The 20,049-nt window shown below is 61.3% G+C and carries 17 protein-coding genes; 6 read left to right on the forward strand and 11 right to left on the reverse strand.

The window, feature by feature from the left end:
* Window positions 1-120 precede the first annotated feature (120 nt).
* On the forward strand, window positions 121-390 hold the full coding sequence (locus LFT47_RS09430) for a hypothetical protein (protein ID WP_236817578.1): 270 nt from the start codon (window positions 121-123) through the stop codon (window positions 388-390).
* Between the two features lie 101 nt (window positions 391-491).
* Here the strand turns inward: LFT47_RS09430 and LFT47_RS09435 are convergent, their stop codons facing one another.
* The 4 genes from LFT47_RS09435 to LFT47_RS09450 all read right to left on the reverse strand — a co-directional run bounded on the left by LFT47_RS09435 (window position 492) and on the right by LFT47_RS09450 (window position 5,739).
* Window positions 492-1,220, reverse strand: a complete 729-nt coding sequence (locus tag LFT47_RS09435; RefSeq protein WP_236817580.1) for an IclR family transcriptional regulator — start codon at window positions 1,218-1,220, stop codon at window positions 492-494.
* 117 nt (window positions 1,221-1,337) lie between these two features.
* Window positions 1,338-2,009: a TetR/AcrR family transcriptional regulator gene (locus LFT47_RS09440; protein ID WP_236817582.1), complete on the reverse strand. Its 672-nt coding sequence runs from the start codon at window positions 2,007-2,009 to the stop codon at window positions 1,338-1,340.
* A gap of 13 nt (window positions 2,010-2,022) precedes the next feature.
* Window positions 2,023-4,458 (reverse strand): glycoside hydrolase family 3 protein, encoded by a 2,436-nt coding sequence (locus tag LFT47_RS09445; RefSeq protein ID WP_236817584.1) that lies wholly within the window; start codon window positions 4,456-4,458, stop codon window positions 2,023-2,025.
* A gap of 9 nt (window positions 4,459-4,467) precedes the next feature.
* Window positions 4,468-5,739, reverse strand: coding sequence for an MFS transporter (locus LFT47_RS09450; RefSeq protein ID WP_236817586.1), 1,272 nt, complete (start codon window positions 5,737-5,739; stop codon window positions 4,468-4,470).
* A 459-nt stretch (window positions 5,740-6,198) separates the two neighbouring features.
* Here LFT47_RS09450 and LFT47_RS09455 point away from each other — a divergent pair, with 459 nt between their 5' ends.
* Entirely contained in the window at window positions 6,199-7,674 is a 1,476-nt protein-coding gene (locus tag LFT47_RS09455; RefSeq protein WP_236817588.1) for a PAS domain S-box protein, read from the forward strand.
* Between the two features lie 20 nt (window positions 7,675-7,694).
* Here the strand turns inward: LFT47_RS09455 and LFT47_RS09460 are convergent, their stop codons facing one another.
* Window positions 7,695-8,984 carry an amidase gene (locus tag LFT47_RS09460; RefSeq protein WP_236817590.1) on the reverse strand — a complete coding sequence of 430 codons (1,290 nt, stop codon included), beginning with the start codon at window positions 8,982-8,984 and terminating at the stop codon, window positions 7,695-7,697.
* Window positions 8,985-9,312: 328 nt separating this feature from the next.
* On the opposite strand from LFT47_RS09460, the gene LFT47_RS09465 reads away from it, so the two are divergent.
* Window positions 9,313-9,933 (forward strand): response regulator transcription factor, encoded by a 621-nt coding sequence (locus LFT47_RS09465; RefSeq protein WP_236817592.1) that lies wholly within the window; start codon window positions 9,313-9,315, stop codon window positions 9,931-9,933.
* A 90-nt stretch (window positions 9,934-10,023) separates the two neighbouring features.
* On the opposite strand, the gene LFT47_RS09470 is transcribed toward LFT47_RS09465, so the two are convergent.
* From LFT47_RS09470 to LFT47_RS09485, 4 genes are read right to left on the reverse strand one after another with little or no spacing between them, the layout of a single operon-like run.
* A complete protein-coding gene (locus LFT47_RS09470; RefSeq protein WP_236817599.1) occupies window positions 10,024-10,995 on the reverse strand; it encodes a PDR/VanB family oxidoreductase in 972 nt (323 codons plus the stop codon).
* Window positions 10,996-11,002: 7 nt separating this feature from the next.
* Window positions 11,003-11,560 carry an aromatic-ring-hydroxylating dioxygenase subunit beta gene (locus tag LFT47_RS09475; RefSeq protein WP_236817601.1) on the reverse strand — a complete coding sequence of 186 codons (558 nt, stop codon included), beginning with the start codon at window positions 11,558-11,560 and terminating at the stop codon, window positions 11,003-11,005.
* Window positions 11,550-12,830, reverse strand: coding sequence for an aromatic ring-hydroxylating oxygenase subunit alpha (locus LFT47_RS09480; protein WP_236817603.1), 1,281 nt, complete (start codon window positions 12,828-12,830; stop codon window positions 11,550-11,552). The genes LFT47_RS09475 and LFT47_RS09480 overlap by 11 nt, the downstream gene beginning before the upstream one ends.
* Window positions 12,831-12,858: 28 nt before the next feature.
* Window positions 12,859-13,353 carry a nuclear transport factor 2 family protein gene (locus LFT47_RS09485; RefSeq protein ID WP_236817609.1) on the reverse strand — a complete coding sequence of 165 codons (495 nt, stop codon included), beginning with the start codon at window positions 13,351-13,353 and terminating at the stop codon, window positions 12,859-12,861.
* 339 nt (window positions 13,354-13,692) lie between these two features.
* Here LFT47_RS09485 and LFT47_RS21370 point away from each other — a divergent pair, with 339 nt between their 5' ends.
* From LFT47_RS21370 to LFT47_RS09495, 3 genes are all read left to right on the forward strand, one after another.
* Window positions 13,693-13,827: a hypothetical protein gene (locus tag LFT47_RS21370; RefSeq protein ID WP_272909622.1), complete on the forward strand. Its 135-nt coding sequence runs from the start codon at window positions 13,693-13,695 to the stop codon at window positions 13,825-13,827.
* Window positions 13,828-14,591: 764 nt separating this feature from the next.
* On the forward strand, window positions 14,592-15,980 hold the full coding sequence (locus LFT47_RS09490; protein WP_236817611.1) for an HIRAN domain-containing protein: 1,389 nt from the start codon (window positions 14,592-14,594) through the stop codon (window positions 15,978-15,980).
* 245 nt (window positions 15,981-16,225) lie between these two features.
* The gene (locus LFT47_RS09495) at window positions 16,226-17,014 is read left to right on the forward strand and encodes an HNH endonuclease (protein WP_236817613.1); all 789 of its coding nucleotides are present in this window, start codon (window positions 16,226-16,228) and stop codon (window positions 17,012-17,014) included.
* Between the two features lie 41 nt (window positions 17,015-17,055).
* Here LFT47_RS09495 and LFT47_RS09500 read toward each other — a convergent pair whose 3' ends face one another.
* Window positions 17,056-17,904 carry a nucleotidyl transferase AbiEii/AbiGii toxin family protein gene (locus LFT47_RS09500; RefSeq protein ID WP_236817621.1) on the reverse strand — a complete coding sequence of 283 codons (849 nt, stop codon included), beginning with the start codon at window positions 17,902-17,904 and terminating at the stop codon, window positions 17,056-17,058.
* Window positions 17,883-18,380, reverse strand: a complete 498-nt coding sequence (locus LFT47_RS09505; RefSeq protein WP_236817623.1) for a hypothetical protein — start codon at window positions 18,378-18,380, stop codon at window positions 17,883-17,885. The genes LFT47_RS09500 and LFT47_RS09505 overlap by 22 nt, the downstream gene beginning before the upstream one ends.
* Between the last annotated feature and the right edge of the window lie 1,669 nt (window positions 18,381-20,049).

Consider the following 20,049-nt stretch of genomic DNA (forward strand, 5'->3'; position numbering starts at 1 on the left):
CGTTGAATTTCCGTGCGTGAAAATGCGAGAAACCATTGGCCAGGGTAAAGCTATCTGCCCTTCCGGGGTAAGGAAATCCTTCATACTCTGCTCATAAACAACGTGAAAGGAGAACGTCCGATGGCCCATCCCAGGAAGCACGACCGGATGTTTCTGACCTGCTATGCCGACACATTCGGCTACGGCTGGCACCATGTGGACCTGTTCGTCCACGACGAGAACGACCTGGAGGTGAACTGGGTGCACTGGCAGGCGGACCAAGACGGACCGGAGGCAGCCGATGCCGTCACTGCCCGGATTGAACCGCAGCTCAAGCGTATGACTGAGTGGAAGCATGGAATCAGCGCGAACGGTTCCGAATACTGGACCGCCGACGCTGCTTGGGCATGAAACGGATTGCCGCAAGCCGGCGCTGACGCACGAAGGAAGGTCCCGTTTGAAGATCCAAACGGGACCTTCCTTCGTGCGTTGGATCTGCCTTGCTATTTCGCTCAGAAACCTGCAGTTTGGAAGTCTCGGGCTAAGGTTCGTCCCACCGCGATCATCTCGGGCGCAAGCCGCGCGACGTCGATTCTGCTGATTGGGCCGACTACCGTCAGTGTGGCAGCCGCCAGGTCCCCGATCATGATTGGCACTGAGACAGCGCCGAAGCCGACCACAAGTTCTTGCCGATCGACGGCGAAGCCCTGTCGGCGCGTCTTCTCAAGCTCCGCGCGAAGTTGTGCGGCATCGGTGATTGTCCATGGGGTCTTTCGCCGCAATGGCGCGGCGAGTATCCGCTCACGGAGTTCGGCGTCACCGAATGCCAATAGCGCCTTGCCGGAGGCTCCGCAGTGAAACGGGACCCGGCCCTCCACCTGGGTCACGGTGACGCCTCCGCCTCGCCGGCTGAAATACTTCTCCAGGAAGAGCACTTCGTTGTCACCGGCATACGCCAGCACGACGGTTTCCCCCGTGCTACGAGCGAGGTCCTCGAGGTACCTCGCCGCGATCAGGCGGAGCTGGCGGGTGCGCTGGACACGCTGTCCGAGTTCGAAGAGCAGTGGACCGAGCTCGTAGCGTCGCCCCCGCCGGTTCAAGAATCCGACCTGGACCATCTCCGTCACCAAGCGCAGAACCGTGGTCTTCGCGAGCTGGGTTCGCCGTGCGAGCTCGGATAAACCCAGTACGGGGGACTCCGCGTCGAAAGCGCCGAGGATTAGGCGGGCTTTCCCCAGCACTGACTCTTTGTCAACACGAGCCACGATCGTTCACCGCCCTTCGCCCAGGCAAGCCGCTGTCCCTGCAGCCAGCATGACATGCCTGGGGGGCGCCCAGGGAGGAAACTCATCGCGTCCTCACGTGACGGCCGAGAGCGCTGCTGAAGCGGACTCCATTTCAGTGACCTGCCAGCAGGCGCGCAGTCCGGCGATGTGGAAGCCGAAGGCTTCGACCATCGAGAATTTCGATGGATCAATCAGCCACTGTTGCTGCAGTCCATCTAGGACTGCGATCGTGGTTCGGACCAGGTGATCAACCGGGGCATCAGAGACGATCTCGCCTCGCACCTGACCGAAGCGGACAGCGTCGGTCAGCCATTCCTTCATTGCCGCGTAGCGATTCTCGAGCCACTCGTGGGCCGGATGGTCCTCCTCGACGGCCTCAGCGGCCATCTTCACGTAGAGGCCGACAAATTGTGGACGGGAGGAGTTGCGGGCAACCAGGGCCTGGAGGGCGTCGAAGGCTTCCCAACCCATCGGCGCCTCACCATGTTCGGTGTTAAGGAACTCCCCATCTTCAGCATCACGTGCTTCCAGGACGGCCGACAGCAATTTGGCCTTGCTCGGGAAGTGGTGCAGAAGCCCTGATTGTGACAATCCCGTGCCCGCAGCCAATCTTGCGATGGTGGTCCCCTTGAACCCTGAGGTGGCGAAGAGTGCCAGTGCTTCACGCACTGCCTTTGCACGTGAGGCTTCTCCGGTGATCCGCCGGGACTTCGGAGCCATATGGTAGCGAGGCGGAAAGGACATTTCGGCCCCTGTTCTAACCGGCTGCCGGCATTGTGAGGCGTACGTCACCGAGCCCACGGGCGAGCAGCACCTCACCCGTGAGTGGCAATGGCTGCCATCCGCCATCATGCCAGCGCCTCTGGGTCCAGTGTTCGACCGGCACTTCAACCAGAGCCTTCTGGCCTGGCTCTAGGCAGACCCCGGACCAACCGATGAGCCGAACCGGTTCATTTTCGGGCCGCCAGTATACCTGCACGACTTCGCGGCCAGCCCGCGAACCGACATTGGCGACCTCGACGCGTACCGAGCGGATGGTGTCATCGGCGATGACCTCGGCGTCGGCGTAGCTCCACTCCGTGTAACCGAGCCCGTGCCCGAACCAGAACAGCGGCTCGGTCTGCCACCCCCGGTAGCCGACCGCGATTCCCTCGTCGTAGCGCATTTCACCGTTCACAGGGATGGGCGACCAAGTAGGGGCGTCACCCTCCCGCGCCGGAAACGTCGTGACAAGCCGGCCGGCGGGTTCCACCTCTCCCGTCAGGGCGGCAGCTACAGCCGCGCCTGCTTCCTGCCCGGGCAGGCCGGCCCACAGGACGGCGTCCACCTGGTCGAGCCAGGGCATCAGGACGGGAGTGGCGGCGTTGACGACGACGACGGTGCGCTTGGCTGCAGCGGCGACCGCGGAGACCATGGCATCTTGCTCCCCTGGTAGCGCAAGGGTGATCTTGTCGACTTCCTCGCTCTCTTGCTCCGGGGTCAGACCAACGACGACTACCGCGATATCGGCCTCGCGTGCTGCCCGTGCCGCAGCGGCGATTGCGACGGCGGGGGGCTTGGGTGCCACCCGGGCCGCCAGGGCCAGGATTCGGTGGCCGGGTTGTGCGTCCGTGACCGCGGTTAACGTGGCACCGGGCTGTAGGGCCATGGAGACCGTTCGGTACGGCAGCCTCAGGACTTCACCGGCATCGTCTACACGGTCGAGACGGACGCGCTCGTAGTGGTCGGGTACCGAGAAAGTCCAGTCCCCACGACCGCGCACCCCTACCTGCAGGCGCGTCTCCTTTTCCACAGCGAGCTCGGCTTTCAGCTCGATTGTTGCCGCGGACTCCAGCCACGGGCTTTCCCGCGTCGATACTTCGGTCCAGGAGACGTGCCGGGATTCGATCAGCGCGCCGTGCGCGTCGCTGGTTGTTACCCGCATGCCGGGTTGCCCCGTTTCGGGGTCGCGCAGCAGGGCGAGGTCGGCGACCAGCGGGTCGGTGCGTACCTCGACGCCGTCAACGACGATCACCCTGTCCGCGCCGAGCGCCTGCTTGATCCCGTCCTCGATACTGACGACATGTGGGGGGCGTACCTGCGCGGAGCCGGCACCTTGCGCCACGGTCTCGCGGGCGTGGCGCCCAATGACCGCGACCGTGCCCACGTCCGTGAGGGGAAGGGTTGATTCCCGATTGACGAGCACGGTCATTCCCCCGGCGGCTAGTTTCTTGAGCTTGGTGCGCCGCTGCAGGTCATCGGGCGCGAGGACTTCCCGCGGCCACTGCCGATGGGCTCCGAAAGCACCGACTCGACCCGCTAGCCTCAGGAAGCGTCGCACGTGCTCGTCGATGGTGGTTTCGGCCACCTCACCTCGTCGTACTGCGGCGACGAGCTTGTCGCCCCACGGCCCCTCGGGGCCAGGCATCGTCAGATCCAGACCAGAGTTGGCGCTCTCAGCGGTGGATTCGGTTGCATACCAGTCGGACATGACTAGACCGTCGTATCCCCACTCCTCCTTGAGGACGCCGCTGATCAGCTCTGCGTTGTCTGTAGCCGGAACTCCATTGACACGGTTGTAGGCGGCCATGATGGTCCACGGGTTGGCGCCTGCCACCGCCATCTCGAATGGCAGCAGATAGACCTCCCTGAGGGTCCGTTCATCCACGACCGCGTTCACCGTCTTCCGGTCGGTCTCTACCTCGTTGGCGACGAAGTGTTTCACTGTCGCCGCTATGCCGCGGTCCTGCAACCCTTTTACGTATGCGGTGGCAAGTGCTCCGGTCAGGAGCGGGTCTTCGCTGAACGACTCGTAGAGGCGCCCACTGAGAGCGGTGCGGTGGAGGTTGACGGTCGGGCCGAGTACGACGTGGACATGTTGGCTGGCTGCCTCCTCGGCCAGTAATGCTCCGACCTGCGCGGCCACCTCAGTGTCCCAGTGCTGGGCCACCAGAGTGGCGTTCGGCAGCAGGCAGGCCTTGCGACCGCCGGTGAAGATGGGGCCGCGTACCCCGGTCGGGCCATCGGAGAACACCACTTCGGCGAGATTGATCGCCGGCTCTTCATGGAGGGTGAAGCCGGAGGCGCCGGTCAACAGCCGAATTTTGCCTTCCAAGTCCAGAGCATTGATGGCCTTGTTGATGAGCGTCTCGGGTTCCTCCCCTTCTCTGGCAGATGCGACCCCGAGTCGGGTCTTGTCTTCATTAGCCGTCATCGTCATCCCTTAACGCACCTTCTTGATGGGGAGGATGAGCAGAGCACCCGCCACGCTAACTGCGGCCGCGGTACCCAGGAGCAGATCGTAGTTGTGACCGCCGCCCACTCCGATAAGGACAGCACCAATTCCTGGCGCGATGGATTGAGGGAGTACCTGAGCCATGTTCAGTACTCCCAGGTTCTTCGCCGAATCATTCAGGCCGGGAAGGACATCGATGACCAAGGCTAAGTCGACAGCGATGTAGATTCCGAATCCCAGGCCAAGCACGAGTTCGGCTAGGTAGAAGTCTCCGGCACTGCTGGCTTGGGCGAGCATCCACATGCCGACTCCAAAGATCGCAGCGGCGCCGATGACAAACAGCTTGCGTCGGCCCACCCTGTCGGACAGCCAGCCGGCCGCCTGTCCGGCCAGTGCGAGAGTTACCGTGTAGATCAACACTCCCGTGGCCAGTACGGCTGTCGCGTCAGCGGTGGACAATTTGAGTTCGTGCTGCATGTAGAGCAGGCGGTATGTCATGAACATGTACAACGCGGTGGTGAGGAGGAATCGGGAACCCCAAGCGAGGGCGAAATCGGGGTGTCGGCGCGGTGACAGCCAGAACGTCTGCAGGACCTCCCGGAAGCCCTCAGCCCGGGGAGGCTGGACAAGCCGTCGGTCCGGAAGCATCATCAGGAATGGCAACAGAAGAAGAACTCCTGCGAATGCTGGAAGCGCGAACATCAACAGGAGGTTCCCGACGAGGAACTGGGCAATGTACGCCGAACCAAGCTTGCTGCCCTGCTGCATGAGGCCGATAAGACCACTCACCCTTCCTCTCTGCTCGGGCGGAATCTGGTCAGCGATGGTGGCAAGAAGAGCAGCCTGTGCGGCGTTGGCGAACGCCTGGGCGGCGAACCAAGCGATCGCGATCCCAAGCACATCCGGCATGAGGACAAGGACGATCTCACTCACCGCGAGACCGACGACACCCAGTAGGAGCCAAGGCCGCCGTCGACCGAAACGGGAGGTAGTCCTGTCGCTGATCCGGCCGAAGATGGGATTGGCAAGGAACGCAGCAAGCGCTCCGATAGTGCTGACGATGCCGAACACAGCAACTACGTTGTCCTGGCCGACGACCGACTGGACCTTGATGGTCAGGCTTGCGGTGACTGGCGTAAGCAACGCGACGGAAAGACCGAATTGGGCCATCGCCATTGCTGCTATTAGCTTGGCTGAGGCCTTCTTCGTAGGGGCCGAGACGGCCGATTCGGCGGGTAGTACCGCTCCTGTGGTGGTCATGGGTCCTCCTTTTGGCCCGTGCAGTAGCGCGGGCCCAATGTCAATTACACCAACAGACCGAGCACTTGGTCTGTTTGGTTAACAGATCTCAGTATCGTGTGGTGTATTAGTGGTGGGCGGTGGTCAGCTGGGCGTCGCCGATGTTGCGGTCGGATCGGGCATCAAGCGGGAGCTTCAACAGGACCGGTTGCCAAGGATTCTGGAAGACTACATATCCGATTAAGCGAATCCAATAGGAACGGTCCGCTCTGCGGACCAGTTCCCCCAACGCCTACTTGTTCTGCAACAGTCAGGCGACATTAGCATTGAAGGGATTTCCCAAAAGAGCCTGTTGTGAGGATTCAAGACAGCGGCCGAACACGGCTGTGAACCTGGGCGGCCCTAGCGTGGAGTAGTGCCGGGGCCGCTCGAGCGGCTCCTGCTCCGATCCAAGGCCCTAATGAAGAAAGGAGCCAAGTGGTGAGTTTTAGCCGTGGTGAGTTCCGGAAAATAATCGAGTTGATGGATCACGCTGTGTTCCTCCAAGATGTCGCGGCCGAAAAGATCCTGTGGGCAAACGACGCGGCATGTGAGCTTCTGAGTGTCGAACCAAAAGACGTTTCCAAAGTCGCCCCGACTTCATTGGATTTCTTTGACATGGACACCAGGGAACGTATCCACCCATTTGGGAAACAATATTTAGGGGCGGCCAGTGGAAGAATTGGCTGGGACCGACGAACCCCGGCAGGGCGTCATATTATGACGCCGGGAACCGCGAAGCTGATAAGCATCGAGAGTTCTGAATTCATAATGTTTCAGTTCGCCGATGTAGAGCATGAGCGGAATGCTTCCACGTCCTTGGCCAGGGCGCAGGCTGAACTAGCATCTCTCACTCAAAAAATTTCGACCGGCCTCATTGTGTTTAATCGATCAGGAATTATCACAAATGCTAACTCCGCGGCGATAAATATCGTCGGGCTCTCGCGGCAGGAGGTTATCGGAATGCATATTTCGCTCGTCGCTGAGCCCAGGTTGAGGGCTTCATTTCAGGAGGACATTACAAGGCGTTTGCGTCAGGGTGCGGGCCCAACCTTTCGCACGAAGGCGGTTCATCCGGATGGCCGGGAAGTGTGGATCGAAGGTACTGCCGAAGAAATCCTCATTGACAACGACTTCTACGGCAATCTTTTGACACTGATGAACATTTCTCAGCGTGTAAAGCTCGAGAACGAACTGGAGCGTAAAGAGGACCACCTTAGCTACCTTGGACGATACAACGCCATGGGGGACATGGCGATGACCATAGCTCATGAGCTCGGACAGCCCCTCGCGGCTGCGACCAACTTCTTGGCTGGTCTAAGTACGCGCATGGTCGGGAAGGAAATCCCGCGCGCGCAGATCCAGTTCGGACTGGAAAACGCGATGGCTCAGATAACAAGAGCCAACCAAATAGTCTCAAGCGTCCGTGGTTATGTCACCAAATTGGAACAAGTGGCAGAAGATGTTGATCTCAATACGATCTTTGACGAAGCCCTATATTTCATCCGGCTGCGGGCCGAAACCCAACGCGTCCGTGTTGATGTCCACAGAACGGACCTACCGCTCGTCGTCCGTTGCGAGAAGATCATGATCTCTCAGGTGATCCTGAATCTTTCAAATAACGCTATCGATGAGATGGCGCGTTGGCCGGAGGCGGACCGGGCAATCTGCATCCGGTCATTCGCCAAAGACGGCACCGGATTTGTTGAAATCGTCGACAAGGGTCGAGGCCTGGAACACATTCCCGAGGGCAGGGTTTTTGACGGGGCATTCACATCCAAAGCCGACGGCAATGGCATCGGACTTGCGCTCTGCCACCGCATTGTTACCCGGCACATGGGTGTCATCACGGCCGAGGAGACCGTTCCTCACGGCTCTACAATGCGGTTCGGCTTGCCTCTGGTGGTGGCGAATTGACGGTCTCGCGGAATCTTGGGTCAAACGGCAACTTGTGGAGCCAAGGATTCTTCGATTCGCTGCGCGATGGAGAAAAGGCGGCGTTCGCGGCCAGGGATACCGATCAGCTGAAGTCCGAGCGGCATGCCGGCGGGGTCGCGCAGGCCAGGGATCGTGATGACGGGGAGGCCCAACGCCTGCCACGGGCGGCTGAGTAGGGGCGTACCTGTGGCTTCAAGCCCTTGGGGAGCGGCTCCCAAGGCGGCAGGCCCCAGTATCGCGTCGAACTTGTCCAGCCGGGCTTGAATGAACTTTCGGGCGCCGGCAATACGGGCAACTGCTGCCACATACTCTGCCTCGGGTGCGACCGCGCCAGCAGCCAGCAGTTCCGCCAGGGGTACACTCACTTGGTCCAGGTGCTGCAGCTCCCAGGAGCGCTCGCGGGCTGCCTCGAACGCCATGATTGTGGCGTGGTCGTCCGCGAGCTGCCGAACAACGCTGTGGCTTGACCATTCGGCGCAAGGGGCACCGCTATGCCTCATCGCCGCGGCGGCACGTTCCACGGCGGCTGCCATGTCTGCGGACACCTCACCAAGGCCGCTGCCGTTCCACAGCAGGATGCGCGGAGCGCCGTCGTCGGGCAGATCGAGAAGCCCTGCATCCGAGCCCATGAGCGTGCTCCAGACAAGGCGAAGGTCCGCCACTGTCCGGGCCAGAAAGCCAAGGGAGTCCAATGAGGGGCTTAGCCCTGTAATGCCGGTGGTCGAGAACTGACCTTTGGCGGCGACGAACCCTGCGACCCCGCAGAATGAAGCGGGTCGCGTGAGTGATCCTGCTGTCTGCGTTCCAATTGCCAGTGGGACCATTCCGGCGGCGACGGCGGCTGCCGATCCGCTGGATGAGCCGCCGGGTGTGTGGGCCGGATTGACAGGGTTGCGCGTGGGGCCAGGGGCGAAGTAGCCGAACTCGGTGGTGACGGTCTTGCCCATGACCACGGCGCCCGCCTGCCGGAGAAGCTTCACACAGTCGGCATCTGTGGCAGCCGGTTCTCCGCCGGAAAGAACGCTGCCACAGCGGGTTGGAAGGCCCTGGACGTCGATCAGGTCCTTGATGCCTACGGGCATTCCCCAAAGCACCCCGCGGGCGTCGGCCGAGCGCTCAAGTTCCGAGGCGGCGCTGCGGGCAGCGCCGGCGTCGATCTCCACCCAAGCTTGGATCTCGGGTTCAGCTGATTTTATAGCCTGCAGAGAGTGTTCGACGGCGGAGCCTGGCGTCTCAGCGCCGGAAGCCAAGGCTTCGGACAGCCCGCGAAGGGTACCAAGGGAGCTCAAGCGACTAGTTCCGGAGTCGCGGAAAGGCGATGAAAGTGGATCTCAAAACTTACGATCGCGGGTCGGGAATCTTTCTGGATTTGTGTAAGGTCGGACATTTCTGTTCTCCAAGCGTCGTAACCGGTATTCAGGTAATCCCATGAATCCTTGTATAAGAAATTTATGTCGGTCCAGATCTGATGGGTATTCCGATTAGTCCCACTCCATTTCAGAATTCGCTTCAGTTGTATAAGTAGTTTCCTTACGGCGTTATCGATTGACTGCCATGCTTGGAGTCGATACCGTCAAGTTCCACCCTCTTTTCGTCCAAGCAATGCAAGGTCCCCACATGGATTCCCCCGAAGCCCTCGTTTACATCGTCGATGACGACCAGGAGTTGTGTGCTTCCCTTGCCTGGCTTCTGGAGTCCGTCAGTATTCAGTCGCGGAGTTTCTACGACGTTGCGTCGTTCCTGGCTGGGTACGATCCCAATATCCCTTCCTGCCTTGTCTTGGATGTGAGGATGCCTAGGACCGGTGGCTTCCAGCTGCAGGAGACCCTGAACCAGATCGCTTCGCCGATCCCCGTCATCTTTGTTTCCGCGCACGGAGACATCCGCATGTCCGTGAAGGCATTGCGCCAAGGCGCAGTCAATTTCCTTGAGAAGCCCTATGATCCCCAGCACATGCTCGACGTCGTGCAGGAAACGCTTGAGCTCGCCAGAACACGTTTTGAGTCCAGCCGTGGACGCCGGGAAATCGAGGAACGGATCGCCAGCCTGACGCCGCGCGAACGCGAAATCCTCGCCCTCGTTATCGACGGCCTTCCGAGCCAGAACATTGCCCGGAAGCTAGGAACGAGCGTGAAAACAGTTGACGTCCACCGGACCCGTATCAAAGCGAAGACGGGTGCAGACAGCATAGCCACCCTGGTGCGGGACATCCTGCAGAACAACGTCACGGTGGGCTGAAGGCTAACTAGCTAAACCCGTGGTTGATTCCTGTGAATCAACCACGGGTTTAGGTGCTTTTGGGTACCGTCAGGACTCCGCTGGCGGATTTCAGAAAAGCTCCAGTACCAGCCTTGGAGACTTCGACCGGGAGACGCAGGCGGCGATCTGGTCGTTGGCGCTCTTTTCGCTACTGGACATGCACTGATCGCGGTGATCGGGTTCGCCCCTCAGCACGCCCATGATGCATGTGCCACAGATGCCTTCCCGGCAGGTGGTGTCCACCTCGATGCCGTTGTCTCCGAGGACCTGGACGATGGACCTACCGACGGGGACCTCGTAAACCTCGTCGTCCAGCTCAATTTCGAAGGGAGCATCAGAATCGGTGTCAACGGGCTCGCCGGCCTGGAAGTGCTCGATATGTACGTTGTCCTTGGGAATGACCGACGACGCTCGCTCTAGAACACCGTCCATGAAGCCCTGGGGTCCGCACGTATAGACATGCGAGGCGCTGCTGAGGTCCGCGAAGGCGCCATCCAACACATCGGGCTGATCTTCGCGCTGCAGCCCGAAATGGAAGTGGACGCGCTCGCCAAAACCACTCCGTTCGCCCAGGAGGTCACGGAAGGCGGCCTCCTTAGCCGAACGGGCAAAGTAGTGCAGCTCGAATTCCTCGCCGGCCCGGTGAAGGTGGTACGCGATGCTGATCATCGGCGTGACGCCGATGCCTGCCCCCACCAGGATGTGCCGATCGGCGTCCTCCGCGACGGACAGGAGGTTGCGCGGGGCGCTGATCTCCAGTTCATGGCCTACCTCGACGTGGTCGTGGAGGGCCTGGGAACCACCGCGTGACCCCGGCTCAAGCTTGACCGCCACAACGTACTCGTCCAGGTCGTGCGGCGGGCTGCACAGCGAGTACTGCCTGACGACAGCGGTGGGGCCGACGACGTCAATATGCGCGCCCGCAGGATAGGGATCGAACAGTGCCCCGTCCACGCGCTTCAGGCGGAAGGACTTGATGTTGCTGGTCTCCTCCAGCACTTCGGCTACGCGTACTTTGAACATACCCATGTTGTTGTTCATGGTGATCCTAGAGGAGGAAACCGGAAGCGTTGACGGCGGAGTCGGAATTGACCAGGCGGATGACTTTCAGTTCAATCCGAGCATCGTCGCCAGCCAATCGGATGCGGTGAGTCAGATCGGCCCCGAGCATCTGGAACGTGTCCCGCTTGAAACCAACCAAGACTTGGGCCGAGCGCAGGGTGACGGTGTCCTCAGTGGTCTCTTCCACCGTGAAGCGCGAGATGGTCCGGGACGTACGCGCCGCGGCGACGGCGGACATCGAGTACCCCTGCACCAGGCGGGTGACGCGCATGTGGCGCATCCGCGCGTCGTCGTACACCATGTTCAGCGAAGACTCAAAGTCCTCCGTATCCGGGTCGACGGGGATGACGTACTTGGCGTCCTCCGTGTAGAGGGTCTGCCAGGACTCATAGTCCTTGTCGTCCAGGAGCTGTGCTTCGCGCCAGATCAGTTCGATCGCTCGCCCGACCCGCGGATCGGCGAGCCTGCCGAGTCCCAGTTCGAACGATTCGCACGCAGGCCGGTTGTCGATGGGGGCCACTTCTTCGACTGTCTCAGTTTTCATCGCTCATCATCCTTTTCCACATTGCGTAGGATTCGCGCATGCCGGTTTCGTCGGTCACATGCGAGGTCTTCCAGCCTTCATCTACGGTCACCTCACGTCCCAGGCCACGGTTGACCAGGATCGGCATGTCCGGGTTGGCTACGGCGCCGCGCTGAACACGGTCCCAGGCCTCGGAGTCATCCGAGGTGCCGAAGCCGAACGGCCCCTGGAAGTGCTCGTGGATCCGCAGGCGCTCGCGGTTCACGCTCTCGGGACCGCCGTCGAGGCCAATCGCCATGTGCTGGATTTCCGTCTCGTCGACGGAGATCGGGCGCAGGACCCGGAAGAAGGACATGGACAGTGAAAGGTTGGGGAACAGGTTCAGGTTGTAGCCCGCGCCGTGCATGGAGCGAACGATCCGGCGGACCTGGTCCTGCGGCATGGTCTCGGAGAGCTCATCGATGATGTGGCGGAAGCGCTCCTGCAGTTCCTCAGTGCCGTCGTCCTCCTCCAGGTCCACGTGCTCGGGGACCATGATGGCGACGCTGTGCCCGTTGCCGAGGGCATGGGTGACCGCGCTCTCATCGGTCATGAAGGACAGCATGTCCGCGGTTTCAGCATCTACGGACGCCATCCAGGAGCGGTGGACGATGGGGAAATGGTAGCCATCGGTGGTGTTTTCCAGCTGGATCTTCCAGTTGCCGTTGAAGCGGAACTTGTGCTCTCCCTGGACCTTGACCGGGAAGCCGGCACCCTGTTTCATGAAGCGGTCGATCCAGGTTTTCGCATCGCCGAGGAAGTCCTCGAGCGGTTCGATGTCGGTCTTGAAGCTGGCGAAAATGAGGCCGTTGTAGCTCTCAACGCGCAGGCCCTGCAGGGGGAGGTCGCGCTTCTCGGTGACGCCCTCGTAGCCGTCCGGGTAGGGGATGCCGCGCAGGTTGCCTTCCAGGGAGTAGGACCAGGAGTGGTAGGGGCAGGTGAAGCCGTTCGCCTTGCCCTTGGGGACCTCGCAGACACTGGCGCCGCGGTGGCGGCAGCGGTTGAGCAGGACGTTGAAGTTGCCTTTGCGGTCGCGGTTGACGATGACCGGCTGGAGGCCGATGTGCGACATCTTGAAGCTGCCGGCCTCCGGGATCTCGCTCTCGTGCGCTACCCAGACCCAGGTGCTGTAGAAGATCCTTTCCATTTCCCAGTCGAAGATCTCGGGGTCGGTGTAGAGCCGGGCGGCGACGCGGTCGCCTTCGGCAAGGCCCGCGAATCCAGCGGCTCTTTCTGATGTTGGTAAACTCATGGGGTACTCCTTGGTTTCTTTCTCGGGGCTATGCGTGGACTGGCTTGACGAGCGCGGCGGTAAACAGCTTTTCGGTGCGGAAATGTGAGATGCGGATCGTTCCGTCGCTGAGCTCGAAATCGACCGTGAGGCGGGCCGAGATCAGTTCGGTCCCGCCGCCGTCGTACTCCGAAATCTGCTGCATGATCCACTGGCCGCTGGCGGTGCCGCCAGTCGCAGCGACACGACCGTTACCGAGTAGATGGACGTTGCGCTTGAAGTGCGGCGACGGCGGAAGAAAGTCCGCAAGCATCGCGAGGATCGCTGACCGGCCTCCCAGACGTCCGAACTTCCCGGTGTATTCGGGGCCGACGCCTTCCCAGACCGCATGCTCGGTAAACAGCGAAGCCATGTCCTCCCACGGGAAGGAATGCCGCGGGACGTCGCACAGGTCCATGTAGCGGGCGAGCGTGGCCCGTGCCGATTCCTGGAGTTCCAGCACGGACAGACGCTCGGCCAAGGTAACTGCCGTGTCGCGTTCCATGTGGCTAGCCAGCCGTTTCGACGTCGTGGCGCATGGCCGAGGCCCGGCCGATGCGCGCCTCGACTGCGCGGGAAACAGACGGCCGGCGAGCTACACATTCGGTCCGTCGGCGTACGGCGCGGGCTGCGCATCGGAGAGGAGGAACGTCCAACACAACGGTCATCGAAATGCTCCAATCAATACAGTCAACAAATTGGTCTGTGTCAAAAGTATTTGCGCTTCTTGTTGCATTCAATTGGGTTTTCTTCCCCAATGACCAAGGAAAATCAAGCGAGAGGTAAGGGAAATGCTTATGTGGAAAATGCGGGGCGGCGGCTGAAACTGTCCGTGCATATTCTGATGCCCGCAACCCTTGAACATCCACGACGCCGGCAGTCAGTGGATGATGAACGACTCGCCCAGCCTCTGACCCGATACATCCTCATTAACGACGCCGCGGACATCCTGCCAACCATGCGGGCCCTTCGCGGATGAGCGTGGTTAGGGCCGTTTGAGGCCGGCCAGGATCCTGGCCCGGTGCTGCTCCGGCGTGGTGCGGGAGGTCGGGGCCGCTTTGGATTGGTAGAGACCAGGCTCCAAAGTCAAAGAGACTGTCGATCCCCGGCCTTTGCCCAGAAAGCCGGGGACGCTATGAGGGAAGCGTCGTACTATGTGTCGAAACCCTGTGGTTGAGTTCCGTCCGCCGCAGGCTTACTCCACGGAAACGATGAAGACGCAGACATGTCGCCGGTCTTGCGCCGCATATGAATCCGCTAGATTCTGCGGATTTTCAAGCAAACACCAACCTTTGGCAGACAACGAAATATGCCGTCCCATGGGAAGAAGTCGGGAGTTCGGATCTCCTCAGCTTCACGGGTAAGACACGCGACGGGAGGGTCGATGAGGCCGTCTCTTCGGTCTCTGACGGGCTACAGGCCCATTCTCGACTCCCTGAGGCTTAGAATCTCCCTTACGGGGACGAACGCATCCTCGTGTTTGCCTATTTTTGGGGGTGCGAGTTGGGGTTTCGTTACCGCAAGTCGAAGAGTTTCGGGCCTGTGAGGATCACGGCGTCCAAGCGCGGGGTGAGTGCGAGCATTGGGGCAGGCCCGTTCCGGGTGACGAAGTCCACGACAGGCCGGACGACGAGCACAGTGCGGGTCCCCGGAACGGGGGTCTCGTATGTGACCTCCAGCTCGAACCGCCGATCGACACGAAAGGCCGCCGCCCGGGCGCCTCAACCGGCCCGCCGACAGGTCGTGCATCAGATCATCAGCGACGAGGCCTGGCGGAAGCTCCTCGCTGCCGATGGGACGGCCCCGGCATCGAAGTTCCAGCGCGACTTCGTTCGCGCGGCCGTGGCGCGGGCGACGGGCAAGCGCCCGAGCCTGCTGCACCTGACTTTGGGACAGGCGGCACGCGTCCTGGAACGTGTCGGTCAGAGTCCGGCTAAGCTGACCGCCGGCGGCCGCGGCGTTCCGGGGCTGGAGAAGGCCGGGACGTATGCGCAGTGGACTTTGTTCGGGTTGCTGGTGTTGATGGTGACGGTATCCTCGCCGGCAGGGTTCCTGCTGGCCGCGGGGATCGTCGGGCTGATGTTCCTGTTGCGGAAGCGCCGCCGTGACCGGCAGGCGTGGGAGGACGCGACATGGTCGGCGAGTCCGGCCGGCACCGTGCAAGGAGTCGCAGTTCCTGACGCCCGGATAGGGGCAACGGCAAATCTTGCCGCGCCAGGGCCGGCTGCTGTTGAGGGGCAGATGCCACTTTCGTCAGTCACCCGGCCCGTTTCCTCAAACCGGGGGCTGTACCGCGTGTCGCTCGGCCGTTCTGAATGGCCGAACGTAGAAGTCGTCGGCGAGCACGCGTACAGCCAGGCGATCAAAGCCGCGCTCCGCGCCAGTAAAGCGCCGACCACTGTAGGTCGCGACAGTGAAGCTGAAGGCGTCCAGGTGGAACTCGTGGCCGAGCCGGACAACCCCTACGACGTGAATGCCATCAGCGTTCGGTGGCGGAACCAGGTCCTGGGCTATCTCAGCCGCGAAGACGCAATCCGCTACACGCAACCGATCAGGAGAATCATTGCCAGTGGGCTTACTGCGGCTACGACGGCCCGCATCTGGGCGTACGACGCCGGCGATCGGCTCCAGGCCCGGGTCACCGTCGCCCTGCCCGAGCCGGAACTGATCGCCCCGCTCAACGAGGCCCCGGCGGGCGTCACCACTCTTGTCCCGTGGGGATCGGCGATCCAAGTCCTCAAGGAAGAGAACCATTTCGACATCCTTTGTAACCACGTGCCAACGGACGGGGCCGGCCTCCTGCTCGTCAGTCTCCACAAGGCGACACGCACTCTAAAAAACGCTACGGAGCGTCCGTTTGTCGAAGTCCGGCTCGACGGCCGACGCGTCGGTGAACTCAGCAACGTCACCTCCGCACACCTGTTGCCCCTTCTCGAGCACACCGAGACTATCGGCGAAACCGCTCTCGCTTACGCAAAGATCACCGGTTCTGCCCTCGCTGCCCAGCTCGTTCTGCACGCCGCCAAGGCCACAGAGATCAGCAACGACTGGTTATCCGAAGGGCCGCACCCCGCACCAAAGCTCCTCCCGCGGGCGGCGGGATATGACGTCCCACCCGCTTACGCCACATAGGAGACACTCCAGACAGATCCCTCCCGACAGAAGTGGGCACTGATACCGCCTATGAGATGTCGTAAGGCCTAAAATAGGTTGGCCTGCGACGATTCAGTGCCATGATCGTCAGTGTGACTGAAATGGAAGCGGGAGCTGAGGCGTCCGCTGTATCGCCCAAGACTGGTAAGCCCGGAGTGATAGCGTTTGTGACTGGGCATGGCACAGCTCGTGGAATCCCGGAAGTCCATCAAGTTTCACTCCAAATGGATGACGGCTCCGTTCTCGAGACGCGTATGCCGACCCCGCAAGGCGTAAAGGTCTCGGGTGGATTGCTGCCGGTTGATGTCGAATACTTCAACTTCGGCGAGTGCCCAATTTGTCTGGTACCGGGCCCGTTAAGCCGAGAACACGTTCCGCCGCATTCTATCGGCGGCAATGTGCGGACGCTCACCTGCGAACGATGCAACAACGAGGTCGGAAGTCGGTTCGAGCCGCACCTTCAGGCCTGGTACGAACGGTCACTCGGTCGGGTTCTCATCTCAGGCGGAGATGTCCCCGGTCGCCGCAACGGCGGAGAATATCTCTATCGAGAAACGCCGACGGGCGAATTTGTCCTCTTTCAGACTGGGCGTTCCGACCCAAACTTCGACCGCATGATTCAAAGCGGCAAGATCGAAATCACGTTCCCGGCATTCAACGATAAGGCGTTCCGGCTCGCGGCGCTCAAAACAGGGTACGTGGCGGCCTGCCTCATCATGAAGGAGGTTCCTCGCACCGAACGCGCGACTGCGATCCGCGCCGAGCTGATGGCCGCACGGGACCGTGATCGAGGCGAGGACTACGAGTTGAGCGCCCTCGCCCAATCGATCCAGGTGAGTCGCGCCGCGGCCGATCCGGTGCCCGGCGAGATCGCCCTCGTCGAGATGACGGCAGCCGACGGTTCGAGGTTCTTCGCCGTCAGCTTCAACCGTGTCTTCGCCGTCGATTGGCCCCTTGACCCGATCTTCATCTTGGAGCCAGAATCTCCAGATCTTTCAGGGACGCAGCCGTAATGGGACAACGGCTTGGTTCTTCTGCCGGAGTACGGGCCCGCTCACACGGGAAGATGTAACTGGGTCCCAAGCTCAACAGTCATGTTGTGGATCTGGGGCTCCGCCAAGTCACCTTCGCCTGCAGGAATTGCACACCTTTCTCTGGGCCGACCAGGTATCTGTTTCGACTCACTGTTCCGTCCAGGTTCGGGGTTTGGGGCCCCGGTGAGGTTGGGTGTGTCTGTGCGGGTCGTGCCGGGGCTGTGGCTGGTTTTGTGGATTGTTTCGGCGAAGTCCAGGAGGGTGGTGCTGAGGGTGGGAAGCTCGTTGGGTTGCAGGCCGTATTTGGTGAATTCGGTGGTGGGGAGCGTCCGGTGCCTGGAGATGGCAGCCGCGAACATTGGCAGGTCCAGGGTCGGGTCCCGGCGTTGGCAGAGGGTGAGCAGTTGTTGGTGGGTGAAGCGGTGGCTGGTGATGATGGAGTAGGCGTCGAGGTAGTCGCGGGCGTATCCGCGTGAGTAGACGGCGAGCAGCTTGGACGCGACGGAGTCTTTCAGGGAGAGGACGGGGCCGATGTCGATAATGGCGGGGGAGTTCTCCCACCAGTCCAGTCCGAGGTCGATGACGACGGCTTGTTCATTGTGTCCTACGGTGACGCTGGCGAATTCCTCGTACTGTCGGGTGATCTCGACGGTGTATCCGGCCGCTTCGAGGGCGGCGGTCATTTTCTGCACCGATGCGGCGAAGGTTGCCGGGGTGTGGCGTCGGTGCAGGGCGAAGAGGTCGATGTCGTCCGAGAGACGTTCGGTGATGCCGTGTTCGATCAGGGCCTGGCCGCCGGCGAGGAGGAAGCCGTCAGCTGCCAGGATGGCAAGTGCGATCTTGGCTGCTACGCGCTGAGCGTCGTCCATGATGGGTGTTCCTTCGCTTCGCGGGTGGCGGGGAGCTGGGGGAAGGTGGTTTCCCAGAGCTGCCTGCATCGTGCGGGCAGGATCATGGTCGGCCAGAGGGCGGTCAGCCGTACTGCGTTGACGATGCGGCAGATTTCTTCGATGGATCCGGAGTTCTGCAGGGTGAGTTGGTACAGCACGGAGCAGCTGCCGTCGTCGTCCACGTTGTAGGTTCTTTCCGGACCCCAGTCCAGGTGCAGGGGGAGTTCCACGGTTCCCGCGGCGGGCCCGTGCAGGTCGTCCAAATCGTCCGGCACGAGGTACACGAGGGAGTCGGCGATGGTGTGGCGGTGCTTGTCCGGGGCTGCGACGTACTCGTGGAGCCGGGTACGGATGAGTTCGGACACGGACGTGCCTTCGCGCAGGGCTTTGCGGTGCGCTTCGTTCCACAGTTCGTCGCTGATGCGGATGGTGTGCCGTGGTGTCCCTGCCGACATGGCGCGCTCCTCTCAAAGGTTTGACCTTCACGACCAAGTCTACGCGGTGTCATGACACCCGAAGGAGAGTTTCGTGACACGGTAAGAGGCGGGTGTTCGACGCTGCCAGGAAGGCCCGAACCGTCGTGGCCACCTGCTGACGAGGCGTTGAAGCGCGATCGCCGCGGAAAGCTCCACGCCTGAAGGTTGTATGTTGAGCGGCCGATGGGGGAAGATCTGCGGGTGTTGACAGTGTCAACACATTTGGCTCCGGACTGCGCCGTACATCGGCCGGACTGGACCGTACTGGCCATGTTTTCAGGAGTTCCCCCTGTTTCCAAGGCCTGGAACCCGGTTCGAGTCCCACCTCGGGCACTGCATGACCCCTCGTCAGAGGGGTTTTTGCTTTAACGTGTGTACAAAGCTTGTGATGGCGTCCCTCTGACGCTAAGTTCGCGGGCCTTGGCCTGGCCGCCGAGGTGGCCTATTCAGGTGTGTGGGTGACGGGTTCAGGGCCCTGGCTGGTGGGCCCTCCGCTTGCTCTGTACTGGAGTCATGCGTTCCTCTCTTGGTGCGTTCGGTAGGTCGTGGTTGGCCTACACCTCTTCATGGGTAGGAGGACTGAGCACAACATGACTTCGAGATCCTGCGTCAAAGATCCTTGGTTCGGCTCGTTCCTGGAGCGATGAGACCTGGCTGGGGGATGCGTTGTCAGGCCAAAGGGGGTGTGGACATTGTCCACACTTAAATCTCCTTTACTGTCACTGATTGCAGCCATGTGCTTGTCGCTTGTCCCTCCGTCGGCCTACATCTACTCATGCATATGAGTGGCCATAGCGACATGACGTCGACTCGCCAGCGCAACAAGCAGGTCACTCCCGGCCTGAGAGTCCAGTCAGTATGTTCGACCGGGTGCTTCGAGCTGGTCTCGTCCGTGTCGTCAAGCGACACTTCGAATGAGAGGGGTCCCAACACAGATGACTACTGCTTTGGGTGCCTCCGGAGTCTTGGCAGCACAAACAATCTTCGGCTGACCATGCAAAGCCGACCAGCCTGCCGATATGTGCCCTTCTGTCGTCGGGGTTGACGGAAGGTCTTGTCATGATGCTCGGTGTCGTCTCGGCCATGAAGGGGGTGCAGCCACTGCCCGAGGCACCATTCGCGGCGTGTCTGTCGTTTGGGCCGAACCGAAGCTCCGGTAGTCTCGTGTTATCGGGTTTGCGAGTAACCGTTGACGGCACCCTCCGACTGGGGTTGCCTGTTAAGAAGAAGCACGGCTTTTACTCGTTCTTAACCATCACCCGTTTTGACAGACACGCGTCCTGTTTTCTGAGTCGGCAGGAAATCTGGAGGACCTCCGTGCCTACGTCAATACCGCCCCGCCTCGCCCGGCTCCGCGCTCACGCAACCGGCGAAAGCTATCAGATCGCACTCCGGGCAATCGAACGCACCACGGCAGACGAACCCGTAGTTCCAGCGCCCGCCCCTGGGCAAGAGCAGCTAGAGGGCTGGATTGTCAAAAGACTCCACAACCTCTCCTGGTACTCATCCCGGCCGGGCTCATCACACTTTAGTATTCAGCGGATCACGCCCGGATTCGACCAGCTCATCATCGAATTAGAGGAGGGGTCGTCCATCAGAGAATTCGTCGGCCATGTGATGCCGGTGGTCCTGCCGGCAGCCGATGAGC

The sequence above is a fragment of the Arthrobacter sp. FW306-2-2C-D06B genome (assembly GCF_021789175.1).
Taxonomy (GTDB): domain Bacteria; phylum Actinomycetota; class Actinomycetes; order Actinomycetales; family Micrococcaceae; genus Arthrobacter.

Bases quoted from the DNA above. Each gene is read 5' to 3' on its own strand.
- LFT47_RS09430 (WP_236817578.1), top strand. From the start codon at position 121: ATGGCCCATCCCAGGAAGCACGACCGGATGTTTCTGACCTGCTATGCC.
- LFT47_RS09440 (WP_236817582.1), bottom strand. From the start codon at position 2,009: ATGTCCTTTCCGCCTCGCTACCATATGGCTCCGAAGTCCCGGCGGATC.
- LFT47_RS09445 (WP_236817584.1), bottom strand. From the start codon at position 4,458: ATGACGGCTAATGAAGACAAGACCCGACTCGGGGTCGCATCTGCCAGA.
- LFT47_RS09450 (WP_236817586.1), bottom strand. From the start codon at position 5,739: ATGACCACCACAGGAGCGGTACTACCCGCCGAATCGGCCGTCTCGGCC.
- LFT47_RS09465 (WP_236817592.1), top strand. From the start codon at position 9,313: ATGGATTCCCCCGAAGCCCTCGTTTACATCGTCGATGACGACCAGGAG.
- LFT47_RS09470 (WP_236817599.1), bottom strand. From the start codon at position 10,995: ATGAACAACAACATGGGTATGTTCAAAGTACGCGTAGCCGAAGTGCTG.
- LFT47_RS09475 (WP_236817601.1), bottom strand. From the start codon at position 11,560: ATGAAAACTGAGACAGTCGAAGAAGTGGCCCCCATCGACAACCGGCCT.
- LFT47_RS09480 (WP_236817603.1), bottom strand. From the start codon at position 12,830: ATGAGTTTACCAACATCAGAAAGAGCCGCTGGATTCGCGGGCCTTGCC.
- LFT47_RS09485 (WP_236817609.1), bottom strand. From the start codon at position 13,353: ATGGAACGCGACACGGCAGTTACCTTGGCCGAGCGTCTGTCCGTGCTG.
- LFT47_RS21370 (WP_272909622.1), top strand. From the start codon at position 13,693: ATGCCCGCAACCCTTGAACATCCACGACGCCGGCAGTCAGTGGATGAT.
- LFT47_RS09495 (WP_236817613.1), top strand. From the start codon at position 16,226: ATGGATGACGGCTCCGTTCTCGAGACGCGTATGCCGACCCCGCAAGGC.
- LFT47_RS09500 (WP_236817621.1), bottom strand. From the start codon at position 17,904: ATGGACGACGCTCAGCGCGTAGCAGCCAAGATCGCACTTGCCATCCTG.
- LFT47_RS09505 (WP_236817623.1), bottom strand. From the start codon at position 18,380: ATGTCGGCAGGGACACCACGGCACACCATCCGCATCAGCGACGAACTG.